Origin of the sequence: Trinickia dabaoshanensis (genome assembly GCF_002879885.1) — a bacterium.
Classification (GTDB): domain Bacteria; phylum Pseudomonadota; class Gammaproteobacteria; order Burkholderiales; family Burkholderiaceae; genus Trinickia; species Trinickia dabaoshanensis.
This window is the reverse complement of sequence record NZ_PNYA01000001.1, coordinates 19030-45271: the sequence shown is the minus strand read 5'-3', so window position 1 is coordinate 45271 and position 26242 is coordinate 19030. Positions and strand designations below refer to the sequence as shown.

At 65.3% G+C, this 26242-nt stretch carries 24 protein-coding genes and 1 pseudogene; 12 read left to right on the top strand and 13 right to left on the bottom strand.

Features of this window, described 5'->3' with window-relative positions:
* Window positions 1-75: 75 nt before the first annotated feature.
* Entirely contained in the window at window positions 76-567 is a 492-nt protein-coding gene (gene ispF, locus C0Z18_RS00205; RefSeq protein ID WP_102643359.1) for a 2-C-methyl-D-erythritol 2,4-cyclodiphosphate synthase, read from the top strand.
* A gap of 52 nt (window positions 568-619) precedes the next feature.
* On the opposite strand, the gene C0Z18_RS00200 is transcribed toward ispF, so the two are convergent.
* From C0Z18_RS00200 to ompR, 3 genes are all read right to left on the bottom strand, one after another.
* Window positions 620-1168, bottom strand: coding sequence for a peroxiredoxin (locus C0Z18_RS00200; protein WP_102643358.1), 549 nt, complete (start codon window positions 1166-1168; stop codon window positions 620-622).
* Between the two features lie 180 nt (window positions 1169-1348).
* Window positions 1349-2698, bottom strand: a complete 1350-nt coding sequence (locus C0Z18_RS00195; RefSeq protein WP_102643357.1) for an ATP-binding protein — start codon at window positions 2696-2698, stop codon at window positions 1349-1351.
* Window positions 2699-2736: 38 nt separating this feature from the next.
* Window positions 2737-3471 carry an osmolarity response regulator transcription factor OmpR gene (gene ompR, locus C0Z18_RS00190; protein ID WP_408646954.1) on the bottom strand — a complete coding sequence of 245 codons (735 nt, stop codon included), beginning with the start codon at window positions 3469-3471 and terminating at the stop codon, window positions 2737-2739.
* Between the two features lie 236 nt (window positions 3472-3707).
* Here ompR and C0Z18_RS00185 point away from each other — a divergent pair, with 236 nt between their 5' ends.
* Entirely contained in the window at window positions 3708-4061 is a 354-nt protein-coding gene (locus C0Z18_RS00185; RefSeq protein ID WP_233216754.1) for a hypothetical protein, read from the top strand.
* Between the two features lie 3 nt (window positions 4062-4064).
* Here C0Z18_RS00185 and hpnD read toward each other — a convergent pair whose 3' ends face one another.
* Together hpnD and C0Z18_RS00175 are read right to left on the bottom strand one after the other, a co-directional pair.
* Window positions 4065-4934: a presqualene diphosphate synthase HpnD gene (gene hpnD / locus C0Z18_RS00180; protein ID WP_102643354.1), complete on the bottom strand. Its 870-nt coding sequence runs from the start codon at window positions 4932-4934 to the stop codon at window positions 4065-4067.
* Window positions 4935-5094: 160 nt separating this feature from the next.
* On the bottom strand, window positions 5095-5292 hold the full coding sequence (locus C0Z18_RS00175; protein ID WP_102643658.1) for a hypothetical protein: 198 nt from the start codon (window positions 5290-5292) through the stop codon (window positions 5095-5097).
* A gap of 252 nt (window positions 5293-5544) precedes the next feature.
* Between C0Z18_RS00175 and C0Z18_RS00170 the strand changes: the two genes are divergently transcribed.
* Window positions 5545-6741, top strand: a complete 1197-nt coding sequence (locus C0Z18_RS00170) for an NnrS family protein (protein WP_102643657.1) — start codon at window positions 5545-5547, stop codon at window positions 6739-6741.
* A gap of 31 nt (window positions 6742-6772) precedes the next feature.
* Here the strand turns inward: C0Z18_RS00170 and C0Z18_RS00165 are convergent, their stop codons facing one another.
* Both C0Z18_RS00165 and groL read right to left on the bottom strand, forming a co-directional pair.
* Complete coding sequence (locus C0Z18_RS00165) at window positions 6773-8422, bottom strand: bifunctional aminoglycoside phosphotransferase/ATP-binding protein (RefSeq protein WP_158244181.1); 1650 nt, start codon at window positions 8420-8422, stop codon at window positions 6773-6775.
* Window positions 8423-8484: 62 nt separating this feature from the next.
* Window positions 8485-10128, bottom strand: a complete 1644-nt coding sequence (groL, locus tag C0Z18_RS00160; RefSeq protein WP_102643352.1) for a chaperonin GroEL — start codon at window positions 10126-10128, stop codon at window positions 8485-8487.
* Window positions 10129-10427: 299 nt separating this feature from the next.
* Between groL and C0Z18_RS00155 the strand changes: the two genes are divergently transcribed.
* The 5 genes from C0Z18_RS00155 (at window position 10428) to C0Z18_RS00135 (ending at window position 14370) form a co-directional block, all read left to right on the top strand.
* Window positions 10428-10913 carry a response regulator gene (locus C0Z18_RS00155; RefSeq protein ID WP_158244180.1) on the top strand — a complete coding sequence of 162 codons (486 nt, stop codon included), beginning with the start codon at window positions 10428-10430 and terminating at the stop codon, window positions 10911-10913.
* A gap of 6 nt (window positions 10914-10919) precedes the next feature.
* Window positions 10920-11369 carry a CBS domain-containing protein gene (locus C0Z18_RS00150; protein WP_102643350.1) on the top strand — a complete coding sequence of 150 codons (450 nt, stop codon included), beginning with the start codon at window positions 10920-10922 and terminating at the stop codon, window positions 11367-11369.
* 164 nt (window positions 11370-11533) lie between these two features.
* Window positions 11534-12028, top strand: coding sequence for a BCAM0308 family protein (locus tag C0Z18_RS00145; RefSeq protein WP_102643349.1), 495 nt, complete (start codon window positions 11534-11536; stop codon window positions 12026-12028).
* A gap of 93 nt (window positions 12029-12121) precedes the next feature.
* Window positions 12122-13030, top strand: a complete 909-nt coding sequence (locus tag C0Z18_RS00140) for a helix-hairpin-helix domain-containing protein (RefSeq protein ID WP_102643348.1) — start codon at window positions 12122-12124, stop codon at window positions 13028-13030.
* The gene (locus C0Z18_RS00135; RefSeq protein WP_102643347.1) at window positions 13027-14370 is read left to right on the top strand and encodes a nicotinate phosphoribosyltransferase; all 1344 of its coding nucleotides are present in this window, start codon (window positions 13027-13029) and stop codon (window positions 14368-14370) included. The genes C0Z18_RS00140 and C0Z18_RS00135 overlap by 4 nt, the downstream gene beginning before the upstream one ends.
* A 46-nt stretch (window positions 14371-14416) precedes the next feature.
* Here the strand turns inward: C0Z18_RS00135 and C0Z18_RS00130 are convergent, their stop codons facing one another.
* The 4 genes from C0Z18_RS00130 to C0Z18_RS00115 form a co-directional block, all read right to left on the bottom strand.
* Entirely contained in the window at window positions 14417-15832 is a 1416-nt protein-coding gene (locus tag C0Z18_RS00130; RefSeq protein WP_102643346.1) for an aspartate aminotransferase family protein, read from the bottom strand.
* A 33-nt stretch (window positions 15833-15865) separates the two neighbouring features.
* On the bottom strand, window positions 15866-17200 hold the full coding sequence (locus C0Z18_RS00125; protein WP_102643345.1) for a glutamine synthetase family protein: 1335 nt from the start codon (window positions 17198-17200) through the stop codon (window positions 15866-15868).
* A gap of 45 nt (window positions 17201-17245) precedes the next feature.
* Window positions 17246-18016, bottom strand: a complete 771-nt coding sequence (locus C0Z18_RS00120; protein WP_102643344.1) for a gamma-glutamyl-gamma-aminobutyrate hydrolase family protein — start codon at window positions 18014-18016, stop codon at window positions 17246-17248.
* A 189-nt stretch (window positions 18017-18205) separates the two neighbouring features.
* Window positions 18206-18430, bottom strand: a complete 225-nt coding sequence (locus tag C0Z18_RS00115) for a hypothetical protein (RefSeq protein ID WP_199189357.1) — start codon at window positions 18428-18430, stop codon at window positions 18206-18208.
* A 265-nt stretch (window positions 18431-18695) separates the two neighbouring features.
* Between C0Z18_RS00115 and C0Z18_RS00110 the strand changes: the two are divergent.
* Window positions 18696-19053: pseudogene (locus C0Z18_RS00110) on the top strand (aldehyde dehydrogenase family protein); the annotation flags it as partial.
* A gap of 20 nt (window positions 19054-19073) precedes the next feature.
* The gene (gene speB, locus C0Z18_RS00105) at window positions 19074-20042 is read left to right on the top strand and encodes an agmatinase (RefSeq protein ID WP_102643342.1); all 969 of its coding nucleotides are present in this window, start codon (window positions 19074-19076) and stop codon (window positions 20040-20042) included.
* A gap of 40 nt (window positions 20043-20082) precedes the next feature.
* Here speB and C0Z18_RS00100 read toward each other — a convergent pair whose 3' ends face one another.
* Window positions 20083-21519: an MFS transporter gene (locus C0Z18_RS00100; protein ID WP_102643341.1), complete on the bottom strand. Its 1437-nt coding sequence runs from the start codon at window positions 21517-21519 to the stop codon at window positions 20083-20085.
* A gap of 155 nt (window positions 21520-21674) precedes the next feature.
* On the opposite strand from C0Z18_RS00100, the gene C0Z18_RS00095 reads away from it, so the two are divergent.
* Window positions 21675-22547, top strand: a complete 873-nt coding sequence (locus C0Z18_RS00095) for a LysR family transcriptional regulator (protein ID WP_102643340.1) — start codon at window positions 21675-21677, stop codon at window positions 22545-22547.
* A gap of 115 nt (window positions 22548-22662) precedes the next feature.
* Entirely contained in the window at window positions 22663-24849 is a 2187-nt protein-coding gene (locus tag C0Z18_RS00090; RefSeq protein ID WP_102643339.1) for a prolyl oligopeptidase family serine peptidase, read from the top strand.
* Between the two features lie 86 nt (window positions 24850-24935).
* Here C0Z18_RS00090 and C0Z18_RS00085 read toward each other — a convergent pair whose 3' ends face one another.
* Window positions 24936-26174, bottom strand: coding sequence for a sigma-70 family RNA polymerase sigma factor (locus C0Z18_RS00085; RefSeq protein ID WP_102643338.1), 1239 nt, complete (start codon window positions 26172-26174; stop codon window positions 24936-24938).
* Window positions 26175-26242 lie beyond the last annotated feature (68 nt).

The following is a 26242-nucleotide window of genomic DNA, read 5'->3' as shown; positions in this document are numbered from 1 at the left end:
GGGCCGTCGCCGGTCCCGGCGACCTTTACCATCCTAGTGCGGCCCACGGGCCGCGACAGCAGTGAGACACGCAAAATGAATTTCAGAATCGGACAAGGCTATGACGTGCACGCACTCGTCGAGGGGCGGCCGCTCATCATCGGCGGCGTGACGGTGCCCTACGAACGCGGGCTGCTCGGCCACTCCGATGCGGACGTGCTGCTGCACGCGGTGACCGATGCGCTGTTCGGTGCGGCGGCGCTCGGCGACATCGGGCGGCACTTTCCCGATACCGACAAGCGCTTCGCGGGCGCCGATAGCCGCGTGCTGCTGCGCGAGTGCGCGGCGCGCATCGCAAAAGCGGGCTTCGCCATCGTCAACGTCGATAGCACGGTGATCGCTCAGGCGCCCAAGCTCGCGCCGCATATCGAGGCCATGCGCGCCAATATCGCCGAGGATCTGGGTTTGCCGCTCACGCGCGTGAACGTCAAGGCGAAGACGAACGAGAAGCTCGGTTACCTAGGGCGAGGCGAGGGCATCGAGGCGCAGGCCGCCGTCCTGCTCAGCGTCGCCGGTGAGGACGCATAAACCGCAAACAGGGCGGCCGCGCCGGCCAGAAAGGCCGCCGGCCGGGCCGCGATTACAGCGTCGCGCCGCCGGCCGAGCGGTTGCAGGGGCATAGTTCGCCCGTTTGCAGGCCGTCCAGAATACGCAGAATTTCCTGCGGGTTGCGGCCGACGTTCAGGTTGTTGACCGAGACGTGTTGGATCGTGTTGTCCGGATCGACGACGAACGTCGCGCGCAGCGCCACTCCTGCCTCCTTGTCGCGCACGCCGAGTTGGTCGATCAGCTCACCCTTGACGTCGCCGAACGAGTAGTGATTCAGCTTGTCGAGGTCCTTGTGTTCGCGGCGCCATGCGAGCTTGACGAACTCGTTGTCGACGCTGCCGCCGAGCAAGACCGCGTCGCGCTCTTCGAAGTCTTTTTGAAGTTTGCCGAATCCGACGATCTCGGTCGGGCAGACGAAGGTGAAGTCCTTCGGGTAGAAATAAATGACTTTCCACTTGCCCGGAAACGATTGCTCGGTGATCTCTTCGAACGCCGACTGCCCGTTTTCTTCGTGTTGGTTAAAGCCCGGCTTCGCGGCCGTGACGGTGAACGCTTCGAGTTTATCGCCCACGGTTTTCATGCGTTGACTCCTATGTTTGGTTGAACAAAGGTGAGGCGGTGTTCAAAACTACCTGCCCGCTGTAACGAATGCGTTACGCCGCGATATCGAAAGCCAGATCGCTATCGATTTCAGATTCGAATAGAAAATGACTAATATTGCCGGCCGGTTCGGTCGAGCGGGCCGGTCGTACGGGGGCGTTTAGCTGCTTTTAGCCAGCGGAAACTCGATCGTGACTTCGAGCCCCGGGCCCGGCGTGCGGTTGCGCAGCTTGAGCTGGCCTCGATGGCGGCTGACCAGCCGCTGCACGATCGCCATGCCCAGGCCCGTTCCGTTGGCCTGCGTGCGGGCCGTATCGACTCGGTAAAACGGACGAGTGACGAGGCCGATTTGGTCTTCGGGAATCCCGGGCCCCTCGTCGAGCACGGACAGCTCCGCTCGAGAATGGGACACCCGCGTTTCGACCATGATGTGCGGAATGCCGTCCGTTTCGCTAATCCCGTACTTCCTCGCGTTCTCAAGCAAGTTGCCGACCACGCGGCGCAAGTCGGTTTCGTCGGCCTCGATGACGGCCGCTTCCGCGAGTCGAACCGTAAGCCGCACGCCGTCTTCGCTTGCCAGGCGCGCCGCCATGTCGCCGGCGACGATCGACAAGTCGACCGGACGCGAGAAATGCTGAGGCGGGCGCGCGTAATCGAGGAAGCGCCCGATGATCGAGTCCATTTGCTCGATGTCGTCGATCATGGCGTCTTTCGTCGCCTGGTCGGACGGGCTCATTTCGGTTTCGAGCCGCAGCCGCGCGAGCGGGGTACGCAAGTCGTGCGAGATGCCGGCGAGCATCAAGGCGCGGTCGGCCTCGAGCTGCTCGAGGTCGCGCACCATTTGATTGAAGCTTCGATTGGTCTCGGCGGCGACCCCGAGACCTTGCTCGGGCAACGGTTCGGGCGCTTGCCCCAAACCGACGTGCCGCGCCGCGGCCGCCAAGCGCGCGAATGGACGGTTCACGAGGCTCGTGATGAATGCCGCGCCGAATAGCGAGAGCGCGAGCGCGAAGATGCCCCAGCCGGCCCATTGCAGGCCTGTGACACTATCGAGCTGATCGCGGTCGAGCGCCACCCAGTAGTCGTCGTCGTCGATCTTGAAGCTGATCCATACGCCGGGAATGTCGTTCACCGACTGCGCGATGACGGTGTCGTCTCCAAGTCGGCCGCGGATATCGTGTTCGATGAGCCGGTTCAGCGATTCGTCGGGCTGCAGCGTGAATTTATCGGTGCTCTCGCGCGGATAAACGCGCACGCCCTCGTTGCTTTCCAAGTCTTGCAGCAAGGCCCGGCGCAAATCGGGATCGGAGTAGAGCAGCGCCGTGCGCGTGAGTTTGACGATCGCCACGAGTTGCAGCGCGACGCGCTGCGCGCGCGGCTCGCGCTCGATCACACGAAAGCTTTGAAACCACGCGGCGAGGCTGACCGCGATCAGCAGCGCGATCAACAAAAAGGTGCGCCAAAACAGGCCCCCGAATGCGTGGGCGAGAAATCGCCGGTTGATACGCATGGGGACCTATCGTGGCGTGCGAAGCGATGGAGCGCGCGTCACGCGGAGCCGTCGGGAATGAAGACGTACCCGAGACCCCAGACCGTTTGAATGAAACGAGGGCTGCTGGGATCGACCTCGATCAACTTACGCAGACGCGAGATCTGCACGTCGAGGCTGCGATCGAACACTTCGTATTCGCGGCCGCGTGCGAGTTCCATCAGCTTTTCGCGCGACAGAGGCTGACGCGGATGGCGCGCGAACACTTTGAGCACCGAGAATTCACCGGTGGTGAGCGGAATTTCCTGGCCCGCTTTCGTCAGCGTGCGTGTGGCGAGGTTCAGCGCGAAATCGCCGAACTCGAACACTTCCGCCGTTTCCGACGGCGCGCCGGGCAGCTCCGACGGCGACTGACGGCGCAAGACCGCGTGGATGCGGGCCACCAGCTCGCGCGGGTTGAAGGGCTTGGGCAGATAGTCGTCGGCGCCCATTTCGAGGCCGACGATACGATCGACGTCTTCGCCTTTCGCCGTGAGCATGATGATCGGCGTGCGATCGTTGCTGCCGCGCAGCCTGCGGCAAATGGACAGGCCATCCTCGCCGGGCAGCATCAGATCGAGCACGAGCAGGTCGAACCGCTCGCGCACCCAAAGCTTGTTCATCGCCGGCGCATTCTCGGCAACGTAGACGTTGAAGCCTTGCTCGCCGAGGTAGCGGCGAAGCAGGTCACGCAAGCGGGGATCGTCGTCGACGACCAAAATCTTCGAAGGGTTTTTCGTTTCCATGGGCGGCATCTTAGCGCGATTGCAATCCGGGGCGCGAAAGTGCGATTTATCGGGTTACAGACAGTTACAAAATTTACCCGTGTTGATGCGCGCCGTAAACGGTGCGCACATAAACTTCTTCACTGATAGCGGCTGTTCGGTGGATACTTCATCCCATTAACACCTCTCTCTCGCGCTCGATGATGGATCGGGCATCAGTACACGTAATTCGAGGTCGCCGGTTGCCGCATGACGAAGGGAACAAGATGACGGTGGGATACGCGGTGCCGCGCATGCGAGCGCGGATCGCCGCCGTTGCCATCGCGGGTGTTGTCGCGAGTCTGGTCGTTGCCGCCCAAGCACAGGCGCAACCGGCGCTGCGCGAGCGCGGGCCCGATGCGTCGCGCCCCTTCCGTTCGTTCCATCATCGTTATTTGCCCGCCCAAAACGCAGCGCACTCCATGCCGGCGAGCGCGCCGCCGCCCGCGCCGATCGTTCGTACGGCCTCGTCGCCTGCCGAGTTCGGCGAGCATCAGCGCGATGGTCATATGACCGTCGAGGAACGGCGATTGTTGCGTCAGCATATCGAAGACGCGGTGCGCGAGCTCTATAAGCGCTGACCTCTAGCGTTTGCGCGCCGCTCGCCACGCAATCCAAAGCTTACGAATCGGCGTCAGCGCAATGCGTTGATGCAGCACCTGATACTGGTCGCGCTCGATCTCGTCGAGCAGGGCGAGCGCCATCGCCGCTTGGGCTTTCAACGTGCGCTGCGTCGGGCGTTCGGCGGCCGGAATGCCGGCGAGTGCCGTATGAAGCGCTTCACGGGCGCGATTCGTCTGGAAGCGCATGAGCTCGGAAAACGCCGGGCTGTATTTGCGGTTGACGATCTCGGCCGCCGTCACGCCGAAGCGTTGCAGCTCGTCGATGGGCAAGTAAATCCGGCCATGCCGCGCGTCGTTGCCGAGTTCTTGGACGAACTGCGCGAGCATGAGCGCATTGCCGAGCGGGGCGGCCCATGCATCGGCGTGCTGCGCTTGCCGGGCCGTGGCGCGTGCCACCGCGCCGGCGAAGGCGCCGCCGACGCGCTCGATGTAGCGGGCGAGGTTGGGGAAGTCGAGATACCGCGCCTGGTCCAAATCCATCTCGAAGCCGGCGACGAGTGTGCGCAACATCGGCGCCTCTGATTCGATGTCGGCGCTATGCCGCGCGAGCGCGTGCGAGACCGGATGAGACGGTTGACCGGCGGCCAATGCGGCCGTTTCCTTTTGCCACCAGGCGAGCTTGGTGCGGCCGACCGTCGGATCGCTCGTATTCTTGACCGTCTCCTCGAGTTCGCGGCGCAGTGCGAAGAGCGCGGTCAGAAACGGTTGACGCGAGGCAGGCGCCTGCCGCAACGCGTAATAGGCGCTGGAACCGGCGGGCGCCGCTTTTTGCGCGCAGTATTCGTCGAAGTTTTGCGGGGCGGAAATCGGAGGCTGTGGCACGGCGGGCAAACGGTGAGGCAGTCGGTGGATCGATGCAAGCGGTTCATGGGCAAGCAGGGCCGGCGCCACGCGCGCTCGAGGCAACCCGCTTCGGTGCGGATACTACCTCAGTTTCACCGTCCGGGCCGGACGTGCCTCCGGCGGCCCCGGGCAGTCGTTGCTGCAGCCGTCAGTGCGGCCGCCGCGTCACGGCTTTGACCACCGAGTTGCCGCGTTCGGTCAAACGCAGACGATGGCCCGAGGCCAACTCCTCCAATGCAACGAGCTGGCTTTCCACGAGCGAGGCCAGATCGCCTCGATCGAGATCGTCCAGAGCCCGCGGCTCGCCCACGAGCAGCAGCGCGGCGAATTCGTGCGGACTGAGCATTTTTTCCTCCGTGGCGGATCGGATGGCATGTGCTATCAAGATAGAACGTGTGGGCCGGATAGCGCTGCGCCAATTGTCGCAGGCACCGAAATCGACGCCGCCGCGCGCTATGCTGACGGTATTCATATCAAGTCGTGATCTATCTTGATCTATCGTGATCGATGGAGAGCCGATCGGATCGCGAAGCCGGTGCGCAAGGCGCGCCCAACAGCGAAGCCTGAAGCGGCGGGGCCGCCGAGGGGAATAAGGATGATGAAGATCAACGAGCCGCTCGGGCGCGGCGCATCGAAGCAAGCATCGGGACTGCCGTTGTTGCGGCTCGGTTTCCGTCCCTTCTATCTCGGCGGCGCGCTGTTCGGCTTCGTCGCCGTCGCGCTATGGGTTGCGGCGCTGCGCGGCGGCGGCGCGGCGGGGCAGGCCGCGCTGACCGGTGTTGCATGGCATGTGCACGAGATGCTGTTCGGTTTTGTCGGCGCGATCGTCGTCGGTTTCTTGTTGACGGCCGTGCGCGCGTGGACCTCGCGCCCCACGCCCACCGGCGCCTCGCTCGCGGCGCTGTGGCTGCTGTGGGCGGCGGGGCGCGTCCTCGTGTGGACGGGGCCCGAGCCTGCGGCGGCCATCGTCGATGTCGCGTTCTTGCCGATCGCAGCCGTGGTCTTGCTGCGCGTATTGATCGCCGCGAAAAATAGCCACAACATCTTTTTGCCGGTGGCGCTCGGCCTGTATGGGCTGCTTAATGCGCTCTTTCATTGGTACGCATGGGATGGCCGCATCGACCTCGCGCTGCGCGTGGCCTATGCGACGACGGGCCTCATCATCATGTTCGTCTCGGTGATCACGGGCAGAGTGGTGCCGATGTTTACGGTCAATGCGATCGCGGGGTTCACGCTCAAACGCTGGAAGTTCGTCGATCACGGCTCGACGCTTGCGCCGCTCGTCACGATGACCGTCGATGCGCTGGGCGCACCCGCCGTGTTCGTGGCCGCATGCGCGGCGGCGACCGCGCTCTTGCACGCGGCTCGCATGATCGGATGGCGCTCGTGGCGCGTCGGGGCGAGGCCGATTCTATGGATCTTGCATGTCGCGTGTCTCTGGATTCCGATCGGGTTCGCGCTGCTTGCGGGCGCCGCGTTCGGACGCGTCTCGCATTCGTTGGCGATGCACGCGCTGACGGTCGGCGCGATGGGCGGCGCAATCGTCGCCATGATCACGCGTACCGCGCTGGGGCACACCGGGCGGGTGCTCGTCGCGGGGCCGTTCGAAGTGGCGGCTTACTGGCTCATGGTCACGGCCGCGCTCGCTCGCGTATTCGGCCCGATGGCCTTCGCCGGCGCGACCGCCATGTGGATCGACGTGGCGGGCGGTTTGTGGTGCGCGTCGCTCGCCGTCTACCTGATTCGCTATATTCCCTACTTGAGCGCGCCGCGTATCGACGGCAAACCGGGTTGATGCGCGCGGGCCGCCGAGCGGCGGTCCCGTTTCAGCCGGCGCGCCCTGGTGCGCGGATATCGGCGCCGGCGAGCCACCCGGGCGCACCGGTGCGTGCGAGCACCGGTTGCCAGAACGTTGCGTCACGCATCGCTTCGCGTGGGGTCGCAGCGTCGATCGCGACCGTAATCGAGACTTCGCGGGCGTCGAGCGGCTCCGCCTCCTTCATCTGTCGATGCAAGACGGCTTCATCGGCATCGGACGGTTCGTCGCGCGACTTCGCGCGCTCGCGCAATCGCTCGACCAGCAGCGAGCGCGGCGCGTGCACATCGACGATCGTCACGTGCGCCCCATGCCGCTTGGCCAGCTCGAGAAAGGATGCGCGGTGGGCGCGTTTGAGGAAGCTTGCGTCCACTACGACAGGCAGGCCCGCACCCAACAGCGCATCGGCGAGTTCGGCGAGGCGGTGATAGTTGGCATCGAGCGCGACGCTTGAATAGGCGGTGGCGGGCATCGGCTCGCGGCAGGATGCGCCCAGCGGCTCGGACGCGCGTTTGCGTTCGACGTCGCTGCTGACGACGATCGCCCCCATGTACGGCGCGAGCTCATTGGCCACGACGGATTTGCCCGAGCCGGAAAAACCGTGGCACAGCACGAGCGATGCGCTGGGCGCGGCGCTCAAGCGCTGTGCGAGCGCCAAATAGCGGACGGCCGCAGGCGGAATGCGCCGCGCTGCGCCGTCTTGCGCGGGTGCCTTCAAGATCGAGACGAACGCGCGCACGAGCGCACGGTACATCACGTAGCACTTCAATGCGCGCATTCCGGCGTAATCGCCGGTTGCGAGCAGCCATCGGTCGACGAGTCGCGTGGCCAGGTCGCCGCGGCCGTGCGCGAGCAGGTCCATGACGAGGAAGGCGAGATCGGCGGTGACGTCGATCCAACGCAGTTCAGGGGCGAATTCGATGCAGTCGAACAGCACGATGTCGTTGCCTCGGCGAACGATGTTTTCGAGATGCAAATCGCCATGGCATTCGCGCACGAATCCCGCGGCGCGGCGTTGCTCGAAGTGTTCCGCGAGTTCGTCTGCGAGCCGGCGTTGTACCTGCGCGAGTGTCGCCGGCAACGCGCCCGGCGCCTCGCGCTCGAGACCCGTCAGCACGTCGTCGATTTGACGTCGCACGAGCGCGGCCGAGCCCAAGCCGCATGCGAGCGGGCACGCGGCGGCGCGACGGTGAAAGGCGGCGATGCGCTGCGCGCTCCACTCGATCTCCTCGCGGCGCAGGGCCCCGCGTGCCGCACGGACACTGAGCAAATCGCTTTGACGAAAGCGGCGCATCTTCAGCGCGTAGTCGACGGCGGAGCCGCCGCGATGCGGGCCTCGCGTGCCGGCGAATCTGTACTGGTTCCCTTTGCCCACCACCTCCACGAGGTCCAGGTAGAGCGGGCGGGCCAGCCGCCGGTTCAAGCGCAGCGAATCGATGCAGGCTCGATAGCGCGCCTCGGGCCGAGTGAAATCGACGAAGCCCAGATCGATGTGCTTGCAGCGCTTGTAGACGAACGGACCGGCGAGATACAGGATCGAGATGTGCGTTTCGATACGGCGTATATGGCCGGTTCGATGCGCATACGCCCGCGGCCGCAGCAGCGCGCGCTCGAGACTGCTCAACTGCGCGGCGGTCAAGCGCGGGCGGCGCGCTTGCATGGGGCGCATCGATCCGGCTTGTTCATTGGCCCCTCTCACCCGACTCACTTGCCTCACTCGCCTCACTCGTAAGCGCCCCCTTCGCCGTACCCGCGCTCCGGTATCGAGCGCAGCGCGCCGTTCGCCGGCGCGGACACCGCCACCATGCAGTCCGTGGTCAGCATCAACGAGGCCACCGAGATCGCGTTTTGCAGCGCCGAGCGCGTGACCTTCAACGGATCGACGATACCGAACGCAATCATGTCGCCGTAGCGGGCGCCCTTGGCGTCATAGCCATAGGTGCCGGAGGCCTCGGCCACGGCGTGCGCGACCGCCTGGCCGTCCGCCCCCGCGTTTTGCGCGATTTGCCGTAGCGGCCAAGCAAGCGCGTGGCTGACGATCGCGGCGCCGATACGCTCGATGCCGGCCGCGCCGTTCCCGTTCCCGTCCGCGAGCACGCGCCGCGCCCGCAACAGCGCGACGCCGCCGCCGGCGACGATGCCTTCTTCAACCGCCGCCCGCGTCGCATGCAACGCGTCGTCGAAGCGATTGCGCCGCTCGCGTAACGCGGCTTCGGTGGCCGCGCCGACCTTGATCACGGCCACGCCGCCCGCGAGTTTCGCGAGCCGCCGCGTGAGCGCGTCGCGCTCATAGTCGTTCTTCGCGCCGGCGATCCGCTCCTTGATCGCCGCGATGCGCGCGTCGATGCGCGAGCGATCGCCGCCGCCCGCAATGATCGTCGTGCTGTCGCGCCCGATTTCGATGCGGCGCGCGGTGCCCAGATCGTCGAGCGTCGCGCGCTCTATCGTGCGGCCCAATTGCGGCGAGATGACCGTGGCACCCGTCAGCGCGGCCAGATCGGCGAGTTGCTCCGTGCGCTGTTCGCCGAAGCCGGGGGAGCGGATGGCGCACGACTTCAAGGTGCCGCGCAGATGATTGACGACGAGCGTCGCGAGCGCCTCGCTCTCGACTTCGTTCGCGACGACGACGAGCGGCTTGGTGCTGGCACTCACCGCCTCGAGTACCGGCAGCAAATGCGCGACCGAGGTGAGGTTCATATCCGCGAGCAAGATGCGCGGCTCGTCGAGCACCACTTCGCGGCCCGACGCTTCGACGAAAAGCGGCGAGACGTAACCGCGTTCGAGGAGCGAACCGTCGACTAGCTCGAGCTCGTCCTCGAGCTTGGAGCCGTCTTCGATGCTGATCGCGCCGTCGTTGCCGACGCGTTCGACCGCGCGCGCGACGAGTTCGCCGATGCTCGCATCTCCACTGGCCGAGATGGTCGCGATCTGGCGCATTTCGTCGATGCTCGCACACGGTTTCGCGAGTTGCTGAAGCTCGGTCAGGACGCGCTTGCCGGCACCTTCGATGGCGCGCTTCAATTCCATCGGATCGTGTCCGGCGGCCACGCACTTCATGCCTTCGACGATGATGGCCTGCGCGAGCGTGGTGGCCGTTGTGGTGCCGTCGCCGGCCACCTCGCTGGTTTTGGTCGCCACTTCGCGAAGCAACCGTGCGCCCATTTCCTCGAACGGGTCGGTGAGGTCGATGTGATTGGCGACGATGACACCCGAGTTCGCCACGAGCGGCGCCGCGTCGGGTCGCTCGACGATGACGTTGCGTCCGCCCGGGCCGAGCGTGACTTTGACGGCTTCGGCGAGCGCATTGACGCCGCGCACGAGCAGGTGCCGAGCGTCCTGGTGAAAAATCAGCGCCTTGGCGGTCATGGCGTGTCTCCCTTGCTGCATACGCAGGTGCGAGGCAGGCGAGGTTGCGCCGCCTCGGCGGTGTCCGATAGCGGCAGGTTAGTGAGCGAAGCCGATGGGGCCGTTGATTTTCGTCAAAGGGGAACGCCGGGCGGGAACGCGCCTCGCGGTCCGATCGAGCGTGGGCTGCGCCGATGGAGCGTCTTCTGGCCAAGTTCGAGCCGTTTGAAGCCGTTCATCGCGCGGGCGAGCGCACATTCACCCTACGGATGCACGAACTAGAATGGAAAGGCAAAGCCTTTGGTTTAGAGGACCGTTCGATGATCAAAGTCGTTCTGGCTGGAACGCCGAGCCCGGCGTTGGCGCACTTGCGGGCGTTGCTCTCGTGCGCGTCGGACATCGAACTGGCCGGAGAAACGTTGCTGGTTCCCGAGGCCGCGCATTACGCGCTCGAGCGCGGCGCGCGCGTGCTTGCGATCTACTTGGCCGCATCGACGGGCGATACGTTCGAGGTCATCAGACGAATACGCGATGCGGCCCCGGACGTTCGGCTTCTCGTGGTCAGCGCGCACGCCGAGCGCGCTTTTGCCGCGCGGGCGTTCGAAGCGGGCGTGAGCGGCTATCTGTGGCACAGCACGGCCGACGGCGAGTTGACGAGCGCCATCGCCGAAGTGGCGGCGGGCGGCCTTTACGTGAGCCTCGATGTGTATCGGCGCCCGCGCCGCGGGTTGCGCGCGTCCGACGGCGCGAGGCGAGCGCGCAAAGGCGCGCGCGACGGTTCGCGCACGCAGCGCAATCCCCGGTAGAACGCCATGAACGCGGGGGCACTCTGTACGCGCGACGTCGTGACATGCGCAGCCGGCGATACCGCGCTCGATGCGGCGAAACTGCTGCGAGCGCGCCATGTCGGCGATGTCCTGGTGGTCGATGAGCGCGACGGTGCCCGCGTGTTGCGAGGCATCGTGACCGATCGCGATCTCGTGTTGGCCGTGATTGCGAACGAAGTCGATCCGGCGAGTGTATTCGTTGCGGATTTGATGTCGGAGCCGCTCGTCGTCGCGCTTGAAACCGACGGCATCGATCACGTGCTGCGACGCATGCGGCTGCACGGCGTGCGGCGCGTGCCGGTCACGAACGCGCTCGGCGAACTCGTCGGCGTGGTCAGTGCGGACGATCTGCTCGATGCGATCGCGACGTTGCTCGACGATCTACGCCGCATTGGTATACGGCAGACGCTATTCGAGGAAAAAGGGCGGACGTAGGCCCGCCCGTTCATCGTCGCGGCATCGGCTGGGGCTTCGTTGACGCAAGTCAAGCCGGCTCGCGGCCCGCGTCATAGGCTGACCTTGCCGGGCGCATGTTTCGCAGCCCGCGGCCACCCAAACATCGGCGCATATCGCGCACCCTAGCGACCAGGAGCATTCCTATGAGCGATCACACGAGGCCATTCAAGGCGGGCGAGCACGCCGAAGTGTTTCCAGGGCTCGGGCACGATCCCTATCGGCTGCGCGGAAAGTTGCACGAACCGTCGGTGTGCCCGAGTTGCGGCGTCGTCTATACGGGCGGGCGGTGGCAATGGGTGCCGCGTCCGGCCGATGCCCATGAGGCGGCGTGTATGGCCTGCCGCCGCACGGCCGACCGCCTGCCCGCCGGCTATCTGACGATCGACGGCGAATTCGCCGCGCAGCATCAGGTCGAAATCGTCGACCTATTGCGCCGCGACGAAGCGAAAACCCGCGCGCATCATCCGATGAAACGCATCATGTCGATCGAAGCGAGCGACGGCGCGACGGTCGTCGAGACGACGGACGTCCATTACACGCGCGATTTGGGCGAGGCGTTGAAGTCCGCTTTCCAGGGAACGCTGGAGGTCAAGTACAGCCTCGACCAAGACCTGGCGCGGGTGCATTGGCGGCGCTGAGCTCGCGTGGCGGTTGCCCTCGACACTCGATCGCAACGTCGTTTCGCGCAATGTGCGCAAACGCGCGGAGGTTGAGGCGCGAGGTGAGTCATCATGCCGATGCAAAACGCCGATATGGCGTCGGTGTTCGAGCAGATTGCGGACTTGCTCGAAATTCAAGGCGCCAATCCTTTCCGCGTGCGGGCCTATCGGAACGCTGCGCGCTCGGTCGGCGAATTCGGCAAGAGCGTGCCCGCGATGATCGAGCAAAACGAAGACGTGAAACGCATCGCGGGCATCGGCGACGACCTCGCGGGCAAACTGCGCGAAATCGCCGCGACCGGCACTTGCACGTTGCTGACGAGCTTGCGCGCACAGATGCCGGCGGCGATCACGGAGCTGCTGCAAGTGCAGGGGCTGGGGCCCAAGCGGGTACGCGCGTTGTACGAAGCGCTGCACGTGCGGACGATCGCGCAATTGCGCGAGGCCGCCGAGCAGGGGTTGATTCGCTCCGTCCCCGGCTTCGGCGAAAAGACGCAGGCGCATATCCTCGAGCGCTTCGTCGGTTACGACGAAGTGCGACAGGTGCTCGCGCGAGGCGACACACGATCGAGCGTCGTGCTCGCAAGCGGGATTCAGGTCGATTTGCGGGTGGTCGAGCCCGACAGTTTCGAGGCGGCGCTCGTGTACTTCACGGGATCGAAGGCGCACAACATCGCGATGCGGCGCATCGCCCAAGGTTTCGGCTTGACGATCAACGAGTATGGCCTTGAACTAGACGCGCAGCCCAAGCGGCTCGATTTGGCCGATACCTACTGCCGCATGGCCAAGGCCGAGGGGGTGCTCATCGCGATCGATTCCGATGCGCACGACACGCTCGGATTCGACGATCTTCGCCACGGCGTGGACCAAGCGCGGCGCGGCTGGCTGGAAAAGAACGACGTCGTCAACACGCGCGGGCTCGACGCGCTGCGGCCGTTGTTGCGGGCGTCGACGCGTGGAGCGGAGACCACCCCATCATGAAGTACTCGCCCGGCACGGCGCTTTTGACCGATCTATACGAACTGACGATGCTGCAGGCGTATTTCGATGCCGGCGTGAACGAAACGGCGTCGTTCGAACTGTTCGTGCGCGCGCTGCCGCTTCACCGCGGTTTCTTGATGGCGGCCGGTCTCGAACAAGTCCTCGACTATTTGCAGCGATTGCGCTTTTCGCCCGACGAGTTGTCCGCGCTCTCCAAGACGGGACGTTTCTCCGTGCCGTTCCTTCGTTCGCTCGAACATCTGCGCTTTACGGGCGACGTCGATGCGCTGCCCGAAGGCACGGTGTTTTTCCCGGACGAACCGATGATCCGCATCACGGCGCCGATGCGCGAGGCGCAGTTCGTGGAAAGCCGTGTGATGAACTTGGCCCATTTCGAAACCGTCGTGGCCAGCAAGGCCGCGCGTTGCGTGCTGGCGGCGCCCGATAAGTTGCTCGTCGACTTCGGCCTGAGGCGTGCGCACGGGGCGGAGGCCGCGTTGCTTTCGGCGCGCGCCGCGTATCTGGCTGGGTTCGGCGGCACGGCGACGGTTGCGGCGGGGCTCGCGTTCGACATCCCCGTGTACGGGACGATGGCGCATTCTTATGTCCAAGCCTATACGGATGAAGCGCTCGCCTTCGAAGCGTTCGCCCGTTCGCAACCGGCCAACACGACGCTGCTGCTCGATACGTACGACACCGAGGCGGCGGCGCGCAAGGTCGTGGCGCTGGCGCCGCTGCTCGCTCGCGAGGGCATCGCGATTCACGGCGTGCGTCTGGACAGCGGCGATCTGGGCGAACATGCGAGGCGAGTACGCCGCATCCTCGACGACGGCGGTCTTGCCGCCGTGACGATCTTCGCGAGCGGGAACCTCGACGATTACCGCTTGCGCCAACTAACCGCCGAGCAAGCGCCTATCGACGGGTTCGGGGTAGGCACGCGAATGAACACATCGGCCGACGCGCCTTATCTCGATTGCGCCTACAAGCTCGTGGAATATGCCGGCGAGCCGCGCCGCAAGCGTTCAGAGGGCAAGGCGACGTGGCCCGGACGCAAGGCTGTCTATCGGCTCTGGGGGGCGAACGGCGTCATGGCGGGCGATTGGGTCACGCTCGCGCGCGAGCGGCGCGATGGCGAGCCGCTGCTCGAGGCGGTCATGCGAGGCGGCGTACGCTGCGACGGGCCGGTGACGCTGCAGTGCGCGCGCGAACATGCCCGCCGCCAGTTACGGGGGCTACCGAGCGCGCAGCGTTCGTTGGACGCGGACGAGCCTTACCCGGTCGCCGTCTCGGACGGCTTGCGCGAACTCGCACGCCGGCTCGACGAGGGGCGTCCCACGTAGCCGAAGGCGCCCGTGCGTCCGCATCCGGTGCACCCGTCCTCGCGGCTCATAACAGCCCGAATTGCCGCAATGTCGCATCGATCGCGTGCTTCGCCTTGTCGACGATCTCGTCGATTTCGGCGTGCGAGACGACGAGCGGCGGCGAGAGGATCAAACGGTCGCCCGACGCGCGCATGATCAAATTACCGTTGAACGCGCGGTCGCGGCAGGCGAGCGCGATGTCGCTTCCGTTGGCGAAGCGCGTTCGCTCGCGCGGCGACTGCGCGAGTTGGATGCCCGCGACGAGTCCCGCTCCTGCCACTTCGCCGATGCGCGGGTGATGGCCGAACGCCTCGCGCAAGCTCGATTGAAAGTAGGGGCCGGTGTCGTGCTCGACGCGCTCGACGATGCCTTCGTCGCGCAGCAGCGTGAGATTGGCGACGGCAACCGCGGCTGCGACGGGGTGGCCCGAGTACGTGTGTCCGTGGTTGAATTCGCCGTTCTCGACGATCGGCGCAGCGACGCGCTCATGCACCGCGACCGCGCCCATCGGCACGTAGCCGCTCGTCAGTCCTTTGGCGAGCGTGAGCAGGTCGGGCTCGAAACCGAAATGCTGATGCGAGAACCATTTCCCGGTGCGCCCGAACCCGCCGATCACTTCATCGGCAACGAGCAGCACATCGTACCGGCGGCAGATGCGTTCGATCTCCGGCCAGTACGTCGACGGCGGAAAGATGACGCCCCCCGCGCCCTGAAACGGCTCGGCGACGAAGGCCGCGACGTTGTCGGGCCCCAACTCGAGGATCTTCGCTTCGAGTTGACGCGCGCGCTCGAGCCCGAACGCTTCGGGCGAGAGCTGCGCCGGTGCTTCGCCGAAAAAGTAGGGCTGATCGATGTGCACGATGTGCTCGACCTTCGAGGGCATTTGCTCGTGCATGGAGTCCATGCCGCCGAGCGTGGCACCGGCGATCGTCGAACCGTGATAGCCGTTCTTGCGCGCGATGACGTATTTTTTCGATGCCTTGCCCTGCGCCGCCCAGTAACGGTAGACGATGCGCAAGGCCGTGTCGTTGCCTTCCGAGCCGCTGTTGCAGTAAAAGAAGTGTTTGAACGGCGCGGGCGTGAGTGCCGCTAGCCGCGCGGACAAGGCGATGACGGGCGGATGCGTCGTCTTGAAGAACGTGTTGTAGTAGGGCAATTCGCGCAGTTGCCGATAAGCCGCCTGCGCCAGCTCTTGGCGGCCGTAGCCGACGTTGACGCACCAAAGACCCGCCATGCCGTCGATGATGCGGTTGCCGTCCGAGTCCCAGAGGTAGACGCCGTCGGCCTTGACGATCACGCGGCTACCGGCTCGGTTCAGTGCGCCCATGTCGGAAAACGGATGCAGATGATGAGCGGCGTCGAGCGCGCGATAGTCGGCGGTGGTGGGGGCGGGGGCGCTTTCTTGGACCGTGGCGGTGAACGGATCGAAATCGTGATTCATGTAGCCTCCAGGCAAACGAGAGATAGGTGCGGTTCAAACATGCAGCAATAGATGCTTGCGCTCCCAAGAGCTGATCACACGGAAGAACGCGTCGTATTCGGTTTCTTTCAGCGCAAGGTAGGACTTGACGAACGCTTCCCCGAGGATCGAGGCGAGCGGCTCGGATGCCGCCATCAGCGTGAGGCCTTCCTCGAGATTGCGCGGCAACTGATACGGCATGCGATAGCCGTCGTTGGCGAGCGGCTCGGTTGGCGCGAGCCTTTGCGTGATGCCGAGATACCCGGCTGCCAACGTGCCCGCGATCGCGAGGTAGGGGTTGCAGTCCACCCCTGGAATGCGGTTCTCGATACGCCGCGCCGCAGGCGAGGCATGCGGCACGCGAAAGCCCACGGTGCGGTTGTCGTACCCCCACTGGACGTTGATCGGCGCGGCCATGAAGCGCGATAGACGCCGGTACGAATTGATATACGGCGCGAAGATCGGCATCAACGCGGGCGTGTATTTCTGCAACCCCGCGATGTATTGGTGGAACATCTCGGTCGGCGCGCCGTCGCGATCGGTGAATAGGTTTCGTCCCGTCTCGGTATCGACGACGCTTTGATGCACGTGCATGGCGGAGCCCGGCTCGCCCTCCATCGGCTTGGCCATGAACGTGGCGTACATGTGATGGCGCAGCGCCGTCTCGCGCACGGTGCGCTTGAACAGAAACACGCGGTCGGCGAGATTAAGCGGATCGCCGTGCAGGAAATTGATTTCCATTTGCGCCGCGCCCACTTCGTGGATCAGCGTATCGACTTCGAGTTCTTGAATCTCGCAGTACTCGTAGATGTCCTCGAACAGGGGATCGAACTCGTTGACCGCTTCGATCGAGTAGGCTTGGCGCCCGGTCTCGGGTCGTCCCGTCCGGCCGATCGGCGGCTGCAACGGCAGATCGGGATCTTTGTTCATCTCGACGAGATAGAACTCGAGTTCCGGCGCGACGACAGGCTTCCAGCCCTTCGCTTTATAGAGATCGAGCACGCGGCGCAAGACGCGGCGCGGCGAGATTTCGACAGGCGAGCCGTCGAAATGCACGCAGTCATGGATCACTTGCGCGGTGGGATCGACGGCCCAGGGAACGAGCCGGATCGTCGAGGCATCGGGCACGCAAACCATGTCGGGATCGGTGACGCCGGTCAAACCGCCGTCGTCGGGGTATTCGCCGGTGACGGTCTGAATCATGACCGCCTGCGGCAGACGCATGGATTCGCCCGATTCGAACTTGCTGCGCGGAATGATCTTGCCGCGCGCGATACCGGCCATATCCGGAATGATCGCCTCGATCTCGGTGATGCGATGCTTCTTGAGAAATTCGTCGATCTCGACCATGAGAGTCCTCGTTCGGTGTAATGGGTAGGGGCGGATGCCGTGCGTTTAGGCGTGCGCGTTCGAGCGCGCCGCGCGCCGGGCCCGGCAGGCCGCGCCGAACGCACGAAAGATCTCGCGGGAAAGGGGATCACTTGAATGCCGCCATTCGGGATGCCATTGCACGCCGAGTGCGAACGCGCGCGCCTCCCGCACGCGCGCGGCCTCGATGAGCCCGTCGGGCGCGACGGCCTCGACCGCGAGCGACGGCGCGAGTGTGTCGATGCCCTGTGCATGCAGCGAATTCACGCGAACTTCGGCGCTCGCGCCGCTCAGCGAATGCAATAGGCCGCCCGCGTAAAGCCGGACGCAATGTGCGGGGCCGTACTGGACGTCGATCGGATCGGTGGGGGTCTCGCGATGGTCGTCGTGACCGGGCACTTCATGCACGCTTTGATGCAGCGTGCCGCCTAGCGCGACGTTCATTTCTTGGAATCCGCGGCAAATCGCGAGCACCGGCACGCCATGTTCGATGGCGGCGAGCATGAGCGGCAACGTCGTGGCGTCGCGATCGGGATCGTGCAAGGTGCCCGAGATGCTCGGCGCGCCGCCGTAGTGGCGCGGTTCGACGTTGGAATGGCTGCCCGTGAAGAGCAGGCCGTCGAGCGCCTGTAGCAGCGCAAGCACCGGCTGGCGTGCGCCGAGCGCCGGAACGGCAAGCGCGAGCGCGCCGGCGCCCTCGACGACCGCCATGAGGTACTTGTCGCCGACGACCTGCGCGCGATGCATGCCGATTTCCGTAGAGTCGGCCGTGACGCCAACGATTGGTTTACTTAGCATAACTAATTAATTGTTCTGATTGGACGGCGGATGCTCGAGCGCGATGGCGGACGCGAGCGTCGCGTACGGTCGAGCACGATTTCGTCCGGCAAACCCTAAACGAGCGTGGGCCTCGCGATAGACGCGATAAACCAAGCGCACAGGCGGCGCCGAAGACGATTCGAATGGATGAGCAGCGGCAGAGAGGCGCTACGGCAGCAGCGAGGCGACGTCGTCGAGATGGACGGCGATATAGGCGCGTGCGGACGTGACGTTGTGACGGCGGACGCAGCGGCGTGACAGGATCGTGAAGACGGACAGAAACCGGCGGAACGCAAGCGGGCCGTTGCTGCCGTCGGCGATGGCGCGGCCGGCGCGAATGCGATTCGCGACCTGCTTGCGGTTCCATCTAACCAAAGGGCCTCGGACTCTCACGATATGACTCGATTCGGTGACATTGAGGGTACAACTACCTGTCAGCATATATCAGCCAAGCGTGCCGTCAATCCCTTTCGAGCGGATCGGGCACCGTTTCACGCGCAATGCATGCGTCGTGCATTTGCCGTTTCGCCTTGCGACACCGTCTGCGGTTGGACCGACGCGTTTCATGCGCGCTCGCGCATCCTCGACTCTCGCGGTGTGATTAGAATGTTCCACAGCGGCTCGCGATGGCCCGATTTTCGAGATAGTTAGGATGCCGGGCGGGTTGTACATCGAACCAACCATTTTCGATGTGAAGCGCCCCCATGCGCGAATCGCTCGCGCAGAGATTTTCGGCCCGGTTTTATCGGTGGTTTCGTTCGATGACGTGGACGAGGCCGTGAGCATCGCCAACGATACCGAATACGGTTTGGCCGCGGCCGTATGGACCGGCAACGTCGCACGAGGTGTCGCGCCGTTTGCGCGCGGGCACGGTGTGGGTCAACTGTTACGATGAGGGCGGGGATATGAACTTTCCGTTCGGCGGCTATCGTCAATCGGGCAACGGGCGCGACAAGTCGTTGCACGCGCTCGACAAGTACACCGAGCTCAAGTCCACGCTCATTAGGCTGCATTAAACGTTTATCAGGTTTCTCTCATGACGGATCCGGTTTACGGCGACGGCGCCATTCGCCGTTCTTCACTTCACGGCTCTTCGGTCGAAAACACCTACGCAGGTGTGCTCTCGTTCATGCGACGGCGCTATACGCGCGAGCTCGCCGGTGTCGACGTGGCGGTATCGGGCATCCCGCTCGACTTGGCGACGACTTTCCGCTCGGGCGCGCGCCTGGGACCCGCCGCCATACGCGCCGCGAGCGTGCAACTCGCGGAATTGAAGCCGTACCCGTGGGGCTTCGATCCGTTCGACGATCTGGCCGTCATCGATTACGGCGATTGCTGGCTCGATGCGCATAATCCGCTCACCATCAAACCGGCCATCGTCGAGCATGCGCGCACGATCTTGCGCAGCGGCGCGAAGATGCTGACGTTCGGCGGCGATCACTTCGTCACCTATCCGCTATTGATCGCGCACGCCGAGCGATACGGCGCGCCGCTTTCGCTGATTCATTTCGACGCCCATTGCGATACCTGGCCCGACGATGAGCCGGACAGCCTCAATCACGGCACGATGTTTTACAAGGCCGTGAAAGACGGGCTGATCGATCCGGCCGCGTCGGTGCAAATCGGCATCCGCACATGGAACGACGACTTCATGGGCATGCATGTGCTCGATGCGCCTTGGATACACGAGCACGGCACGCGCGCTGCCGTCGAGCGGATCGGGGCGGTGGTGGGGGAGCGGCCCGTCTATTTGACGTTCGATATCGACTGTCTCGATCCCGCATTCGCGCCGGGCACGGGCACGCCCGTGGCCGGGGGGGTATCGTCGGCGCAAGCGCTCGCGATCGTGCGCGCGCTCGGGCGATTCGATATCGTCGGCGCCGATGTGGTGGAAGTCGCACCGGCCTACGACCATGCGGACATCACGTCGATCGCGGCGGCGCATGTCGCGTGCGACCTGCTGTGCCTATGGCGGCAGCGCAAGGTGGGGCCCGAGTCGGCCTAACGGCGCATGTACCGCAGGACCCGGGCGGTGCGCCGACGCGTCAGCGAACGGCGGCCCGCTCGCCGGCCGAATAGCCTCGTGCACGTCCCGCCGCAGCGGCCAGGCAGGCGGCGCCCGCGTACGTGACGCCCGCGAGTACGCCAACGACCGTTAGCGCCGTCGACAAATGTACGGCCAGCACCGCGGCGGCACCGGCGAATGCGACGCCGAGCAGACTCCCCGCTTGGCGCAACGCGTTGAGCAATCCCGAGGCGACCCCGGCCGATTCGCCCGGTACTTGTTCGAGAATGGTCGAGATCATGGGCGGCACCGACAACGCCGTCCCGGCGCCGAACCCGGCCATTGCCACGATGACAAAAGCCCAAGGGGCGTTCGTCTCCAAGAGCGCCGCCATCGCGGGGCCGGCGAGCGTGGCGGTCACAAGGCCGATCGTCATCATTCGGGTGGCGCTCAAGCGGCCTTGCAGCTTGCCGGCCAAGACGTTTCCGAGCGATAGGCTCGCCGCCATCGGCAACATCGCCAACCCCGTTTGCCGTGCATCGAGCCCGCGCACGCCGTGTAGGTAGAGGCTCAACAAAAACAGCACGGAAAAGTAGCCGATATAAACGAGCGTACCGCTCGCGTTCATCGCGACGAACTTGGCGTTGCGGAACCAAGCGAGCGGCACCATCGGGTGCGCCGCGCGCCGTTCGACGGCGATCAATAGCGCGGACGCGACGATCGTGACGGCCATCGCACCCCACACCTCGGGCGAGGCCATGCCGCGCGTGGGCAATTCGATCGCCGTGAAACATAGCGCCGCCAACGCGATCGTGCTCGCGATCTGGCCTTTCGCGTCGAAGCCGCTCGAACGCGCGGCCCGCCCATCGGCGCGCACGACGATCCAGGCGCCGGCCAAGGCGACGATGCCCGTCGGCACGTTCACGAGAAATGCGCTGCGCCAGCCAAAGCCATCGACGAGCAGGCCGCCGGCTACCGGCCCGATCGCGGCCGCGATCGACGCGATGCCCGCCCAGGCGGCGATAGCGCGAGCGCGCTCGGCGGGATCGTCGAACGTCGCGCGGACGATCGCGAGGGAGGCGGGGAGGAACAAGGCGGCGCCCATGCCTTGCGCGAAGCGCGCCGCGACGAGCGTGCCGACCGAGGGCGCTAGGCCGCATGCGGCGGAAGCTGCGACGAATAGCGCCAGGCCCGCGAGATAGATGGACTTCGCGCCGAATCGGTCGGAGGCGACGCCACCGGCGAGGATCAGCGCGGCGAAGCTCAGCGTGTAGGCATCGACGATCCAGGCCAGTCCGCTCACCGAGGCATGAAGATGCGCGCGCATCGAGGGCAGCGCGACGTTGACGATCGTCGTGTCGAGGACCGCCATGAACATTCCGCTTGCCACGAGAACGAGCGCCAAGCGACGGCGCACGGCGGCGGCGCGCCCCTCGGCCGGGTCGGGATAAAGCGGTTCCACCGCGCAGTCCGTCATAAACGCCTCCTTTTTGCAGCATCGCTCGATGTCGGCAATGGCGGAAGTCTATAGACTGAGCCTGCTGCAATAAAGTGGTGAATTTGCACTCGGGTGATGCAAAAATGCATCGGCTCGAATCGCCTCGACAACGCTACGGATTCTCGTAAATCGCCATGACGAATTGGGACAACGCACGCTTTTTTTTGGCCGTTGCGCGAACGGGCACCTTGCGCGGCGCGGCATCGCGCCTAGGCGTGGATCAAGCGACGGTCGGCCGGCGCATCGCCGCGCTCGAGGAGGCGCTGTCGGCGCGGCTCTTTCTACGCACGCCGACGATGTACGTGCTGACGAGCGCGGGCGAGGCCATGATTGCGCCGGCCGAGGCGATCGAGCAGGCCGTGCATCAAATCGAGCGGCGCATCGTCGGGATGGACGAGCAACTGTCCGGCACGATCCGCGTTGCCACGACCGACTCGCTCGGTAAGCGGTTCGTCGTCCCGGCGATCGCGAAGCTGCGGGCCGCGCATCCCGGGATCGACGTCGTTTGCGTGACCTCGGCCGGTCTCGCCAACTTGACGCGGCGCGAGGCCGACGTCGCCATTCGTACGCTGCGGCCCGAATCGCCCGATCTCATCGTGCGCCGCCTGGCTCAGCTCGAATCGGGCGTCTACGCGTCGCGCGCGTATTTGGCCGCACGAGGCGAGCCCCGCGAGGGCAGTGCGTTCGAAGGACACGACTTGCTGATGTACCAGCGCACGCTCGTGCCCTCGATGTGGGAATCGCTATGCGGCGAGCCCATCCACCGAGGCTGCGTCGCGTTCCAGACTTCATCGACCATGATGCTGTTCGAAGCGGCGATCGCCGGCCTAGGCGTGACGGAACTCCCGTGCTTCCGCGCGGATGAGGAACCGGAGCTCGTCCGTGTGATGCGCGGCCGGGTCGATCGGTTCGACGTCTGGCTCGTGGCGCATGCCGATCTGTACAAGACGGCGCGTATCCAGGCGTTCATCGACGTCGTCGCGCACGCGTTCGAGCAAGGGCTCTGAGACCCGCCGGCGGGTGAACTGCGCGCTTCGCGCCGCGACTCGAGCAAACGCTCTACTATCGCCGTTGCGCGCGGCACGTTAATCTTGCGCGTCGTTACTTGGAGCGAACACAACAATGAAACAAAACAATCCGCTGTTAGCCGTAACACTGTTGTCCTGTCTGACCGCCTCGAGCGCTTCCTGGTCCGCCGATCTTCCCCCCGTCGCCCCCGTGCGTCCCGTCGAGAACGTCTACTTCGGCACGCCCGTCGTGGACAATTACCGCTACATGGAGAACCTGCAGGACCCCGAAGTCCAGAGCTGGATGAAGGGCCAAAACGATTACACGCGCCGCGTGCTCGCCGCGATTCCCGCGCGCGAGGCGCTCTCCCAGCGCGTCGAATCGCTGATGGGCGGCGATTTGCGGCGCATGAGTTTCACGCGGCGCGGGCATCGGCTGTTCTATCAAACGGCCGCCGCCGGCGATAACCTGCTCAAGCTGGCCTATCGCGACGGCGTGAGCGGCGAAGAACACGTGCTCGTCGATCCGGCGAAGCTCTCGACCGATAGCTCGCGTCATTTCGCGCTCGACTGGTACATGCCGTCGTGGGACGGCCGCTACGTCGCCTACGGAATCTCGGAAGGGGGCTCGGAGCAAAGCGTATTGCACGTGATCGACGTCCAAAGCGGCCGTCAACTCGCCGAATCGATCGATCGGACGAGCTCGTGCATCGTGTCCTGGCGTAGCGACAACCGTTCGTTCTTCTATCTGCGCTACCCGAAGGTCGGGCCGGATACGCCCCCCGCGCTGAGAGAATACAACGCCGTGGCGCGTGTGCACGTGCTGGGAAAAAACGAGAACGGCGACGGCGACGTGGCCGTCTTCGGCCGCGGCGTATCGCCGAAGGTGGACGTGCCCGAAGGGCAAGCCGCCTATGTGATGGTGTCGCCCGACTCGCCGTACGCGGTGGCGGTGGCCAATCACAATATGGACAACAACCCGAATACGTTCTACGTGACACGCCTCGCAGACATTCACGGCGCCGATACGCCCTGGCATAAGATCGCCAACCCCGAGGATGGCGTCGTCGATGTGCAACTGCACGGCGACCGGCTCTATGCGCAGACGGGCAAAGACGCGCCGCGCTTCAAGATCGTCTCGGCACCGCTCGCGCATCCCGATCTCGCTCATGCGCAGGTCGTCGTGCCGGAGGGCTCGAACGTGATCGATTCGTTCGCGCTCGGCGCCGACGGCATCTATCTGGCGGAGCGCGCCGGGGCCACGTTCGAACTGCATCGAACCGGCTTCGACGGCAAGGGCGACGCGACGATCGCAATGCCCTTCGCGGGCGCGATCCACGACCTCGCAACCGACGAGAAGCTGCCCGGCGTCATGTTCGCGTTGCATAGCTGGACGAAGTCGCCGCGCGAGTTCGCTTACGCCCCCGGTGCGGCGGGCGCGGTGGACACGGGCTTGATTCCGCCGTCGAAGACGGAGGCGGACGACTTGCAGGCGGTGGAAACGTTCGCCACCAGCTACGACGGCACGCGCGTTCCGGTATCGATCATCTCGAAGAAGGACATCAAGCTCGACGGCACGCATCCGACGATCATCTACGGTTACGGCAGTTACGGCTTGTCGATGGATCCGAACTACCAAGCCGCGTGGCGAGCCTGGTTCGAACAAGGCGGCATCATGACCGTCGTGCATATGCGAGGCGGCGGCGAGTACGGCGACGCTTGGCACCGGGCCGGCCAAAAGCAGTGGAAGATCAACACGATGTTCGACTTCCTGGCGGGCGCGCATTACATGATCGATCACGGTTACACGCGCCGCGAATATCTGGTTGCGAACGGGCGCAGCGCGGGCGGTATCGTGATGGGCGGGGCTCTGACGATCGATCCGGGGCTGTTCCGAGTCGTGCTCGACGACGTGGGCGTGTCCGATACGCTGCGCTTCGAGACGGAACCGAACGGGCCGCCGAACGTGCCCGAGATGGGCTCCACCTCGACCGAAGCCGGGTTCCACGGCGTGTATTCGATGAGCGCGTACGCGCACATTCATGACGGCACGCAGTATCCGGCCGTCATGTTCACGACGGGCGCCAACGATCCGCGCGTATCGCCGTGGCACATGCTCAAGATGACGGCGCGCGTGCAAGCGGCGACATCGAGCGGTCGTCCCGTGTTGCTGCGCGTCGACTACGATGCGGGGCATGGCATCGGCTCGAGCGTGAAGCAAACGGCCGATCGTTTTGCCGACGAATGGGCGTTCTCGCTCTGGCAAACGGGCGCCAGCGCGTTTCAGCCGAAATCGCATTGATCGGTACCGATCGGCAGTGAGCCGATGGGTCCGCCCGGCGCGCGTTGCGCCCGGGCGGACCCATGCTCGTGCGCCGCCGCGTACGCTCAGGCCGCTTCGATGAAATCGTGCGCGGCGCGCGCACCGGCCGACGCACGTAGCGCGTCGAGCGCCTGCCTTTCGATGCGCCGGATGCGCTCGCGCGAGACCCCGGTCCGTTGCGCGATCTCATCGTACGTGCGCGGGACGTCGTCGCCGATGCCGAAGCGCTGACGCAACACATCGGCCTGCTCGGGCGGCATCGTTTTCAGCAGCGAGGCCACGCAAGCGTTCAGGCGGTGGCCGGCCAGTGCCTCGAACGGATCGACGCCCGTTTCATCTTCGATCGCATCGGTCAGCGACACCTCGCCGTCGGCCATCGGCGCATCGAGCGACATCGGTTCGGCGGGCAAAGCGAGCAACGCTCGCAGCTTGTCCGGCGCAAGATCGGTGAGCGCGGCGAGTTCGTCGACGCTCGCCCGCGCCCCCGTTCGCTGATGAATTTGATGGGCGGCACGCCAGACGCGGCTCGCCTCTTCGCTCACATGAACCGGCACGCGGATCGTGCGTGCGCGATCGGCCACCGCGCGCGACACGGCTTGGCGGATCCACCAGGTCGCATAGGTCGAAAACTTGAAGCCGCGCCGGTACTCGAAATTCTCGACGGCGCGCATGAGGCCCAGGTTGCCTTCCTGCACGAGGTCCGCCAAATCGAGCCCTCGATGCTGGTAGCGCTTGGCGATCGACAGCACGAGCCGTAGATTGGCTTCCACCATGCGGGCGGTGGCGCGTGCGATGCGCGCTTGGGCGGCCGCGATCTCGCGCTGCCGGGCGGGGGAGGCCGAATCGTTCGCGGCCGCCTCGCGCAATACCTCGCGTCCGGCCTCGATTTCCATCGCCAGCGCGATCTCGCCCTCGCGCGTCAAAAGCGGCACCGCTTGCATGCGCCGCGTGAAGACCGTCAACGGTTCGGTCGACGCGCGCGCGCCCGCCGCCGCGTCGCTCAGCACGGCGCTGGCCTGTTCGAGGGATTCGCTATCGACCGGCTCGTCGATCTCGAAGCCGCTAGCGAGCGGCCGCTCCTCGAGCACGGCGATTCCCACCTCCGATAACGCGGCCAGCACGGCATCGGTCAGCGTGTCGTCGTCGGCTAACGCATCGGCCAAGTCCGCCTCGGTCAGATAGCCTTGCCGCGCCGCTAGAGCGAGCAATTGCGCGAGCGTGTCGGCATGACCCGGGCGCTCGGCTAACGGAGCGCACAGGCCGAGAGAGGGCGCGTCGGGCGACGCATTCGTGTGCAGATTCATTTGATCGACGGGGACGACCCGCTCAAGCAGAACAGAGGACGAACCGCAGGCTGCATCGGCAACCGTTT

Coding starts and splice junctions, on each gene's coding strand:
- ispF (WP_102643359.1), top strand. CDS start 76: ATGAATTTCAGAATCGGACAAGGCTATGACGTGCACGCACTCGTCGAG.
- C0Z18_RS00200 (WP_102643358.1), bottom strand. CDS start 1,168: ATGAAAACCGTGGGCGATAAACTCGAAGCGTTCACCGTCACGGCCGCG.
- C0Z18_RS00195 (WP_102643357.1), bottom strand. CDS start 2,698: ATGCGTATCAACCGGCGATTTCTCGCCCACGCATTCGGGGGCCTGTTT.
- ompR (WP_408646954.1), bottom strand. CDS start 3,471: ATGCCGCCCATGGAAACGAAAAACCCTTCGAAGATTTTGGTCGTCGAC.
- C0Z18_RS00185 (WP_233216754.1), top strand. CDS start 3,708: ATGACGGTGGGATACGCGGTGCCGCGCATGCGAGCGCGGATCGCCGCC.
- C0Z18_RS00175 (WP_102643658.1), bottom strand. CDS start 5,292: ATGCTCAGTCCGCACGAATTCGCCGCGCTGCTGCTCGTGGGCGAGCCG.
- C0Z18_RS00170 (WP_102643657.1), top strand. CDS start 5,545: ATGAAGATCAACGAGCCGCTCGGGCGCGGCGCATCGAAGCAAGCATCG.
- C0Z18_RS00165 (WP_158244181.1), bottom strand. CDS start 8,422: ATGCAAGCGCGCCGCCCGCGCTTGACCGCCGCGCAGTTGAGCAGTCTC.
- groL (WP_102643352.1), bottom strand. CDS start 10,128: ATGACCGCCAAGGCGCTGATTTTTCACCAGGACGCTCGGCACCTGCTC.
- C0Z18_RS00155 (WP_158244180.1), top strand. CDS start 10,428: ATGATCAAAGTCGTTCTGGCTGGAACGCCGAGCCCGGCGTTGGCGCAC.
- C0Z18_RS00150 (WP_102643350.1), top strand. CDS start 10,920: ATGAACGCGGGGGCACTCTGTACGCGCGACGTCGTGACATGCGCAGCC.
- C0Z18_RS00145 (WP_102643349.1), top strand. CDS start 11,534: ATGAGCGATCACACGAGGCCATTCAAGGCGGGCGAGCACGCCGAAGTG.
- C0Z18_RS00140 (WP_102643348.1), top strand. CDS start 12,122: ATGCCGATGCAAAACGCCGATATGGCGTCGGTGTTCGAGCAGATTGCG.
- C0Z18_RS00135 (WP_102643347.1), top strand. CDS start 13,027: ATGAAGTACTCGCCCGGCACGGCGCTTTTGACCGATCTATACGAACTG.
- C0Z18_RS00130 (WP_102643346.1), bottom strand. CDS start 15,832: ATGAATCACGATTTCGATCCGTTCACCGCCACGGTCCAAGAAAGCGCC.
- C0Z18_RS00125 (WP_102643345.1), bottom strand. CDS start 17,200: ATGGTCGAGATCGACGAATTTCTCAAGAAGCATCGCATCACCGAGATC.
- C0Z18_RS00120 (WP_102643344.1), bottom strand. CDS start 18,016: ATGCTAAGTAAACCAATCGTTGGCGTCACGGCCGACTCTACGGAAATC.
- speB (WP_102643342.1), top strand. CDS start 19,074: ATGACGGATCCGGTTTACGGCGACGGCGCCATTCGCCGTTCTTCACTT.
- C0Z18_RS00100 (WP_102643341.1), bottom strand. CDS start 21,519: ATGACGGACTGCGCGGTGGAACCGCTTTATCCCGACCCGGCCGAGGGG.
- C0Z18_RS00095 (WP_102643340.1), top strand. CDS start 21,675: ATGACGAATTGGGACAACGCACGCTTTTTTTTGGCCGTTGCGCGAACG.
- C0Z18_RS00090 (WP_102643339.1), top strand. CDS start 22,663: ATGAAACAAAACAATCCGCTGTTAGCCGTAACACTGTTGTCCTGTCTG.
- C0Z18_RS00085 (WP_102643338.1), bottom strand. CDS start 26,174: ATGAATCTGCACACGAATGCGTCGCCCGACGCGCCCTCTCTCGGCCTG.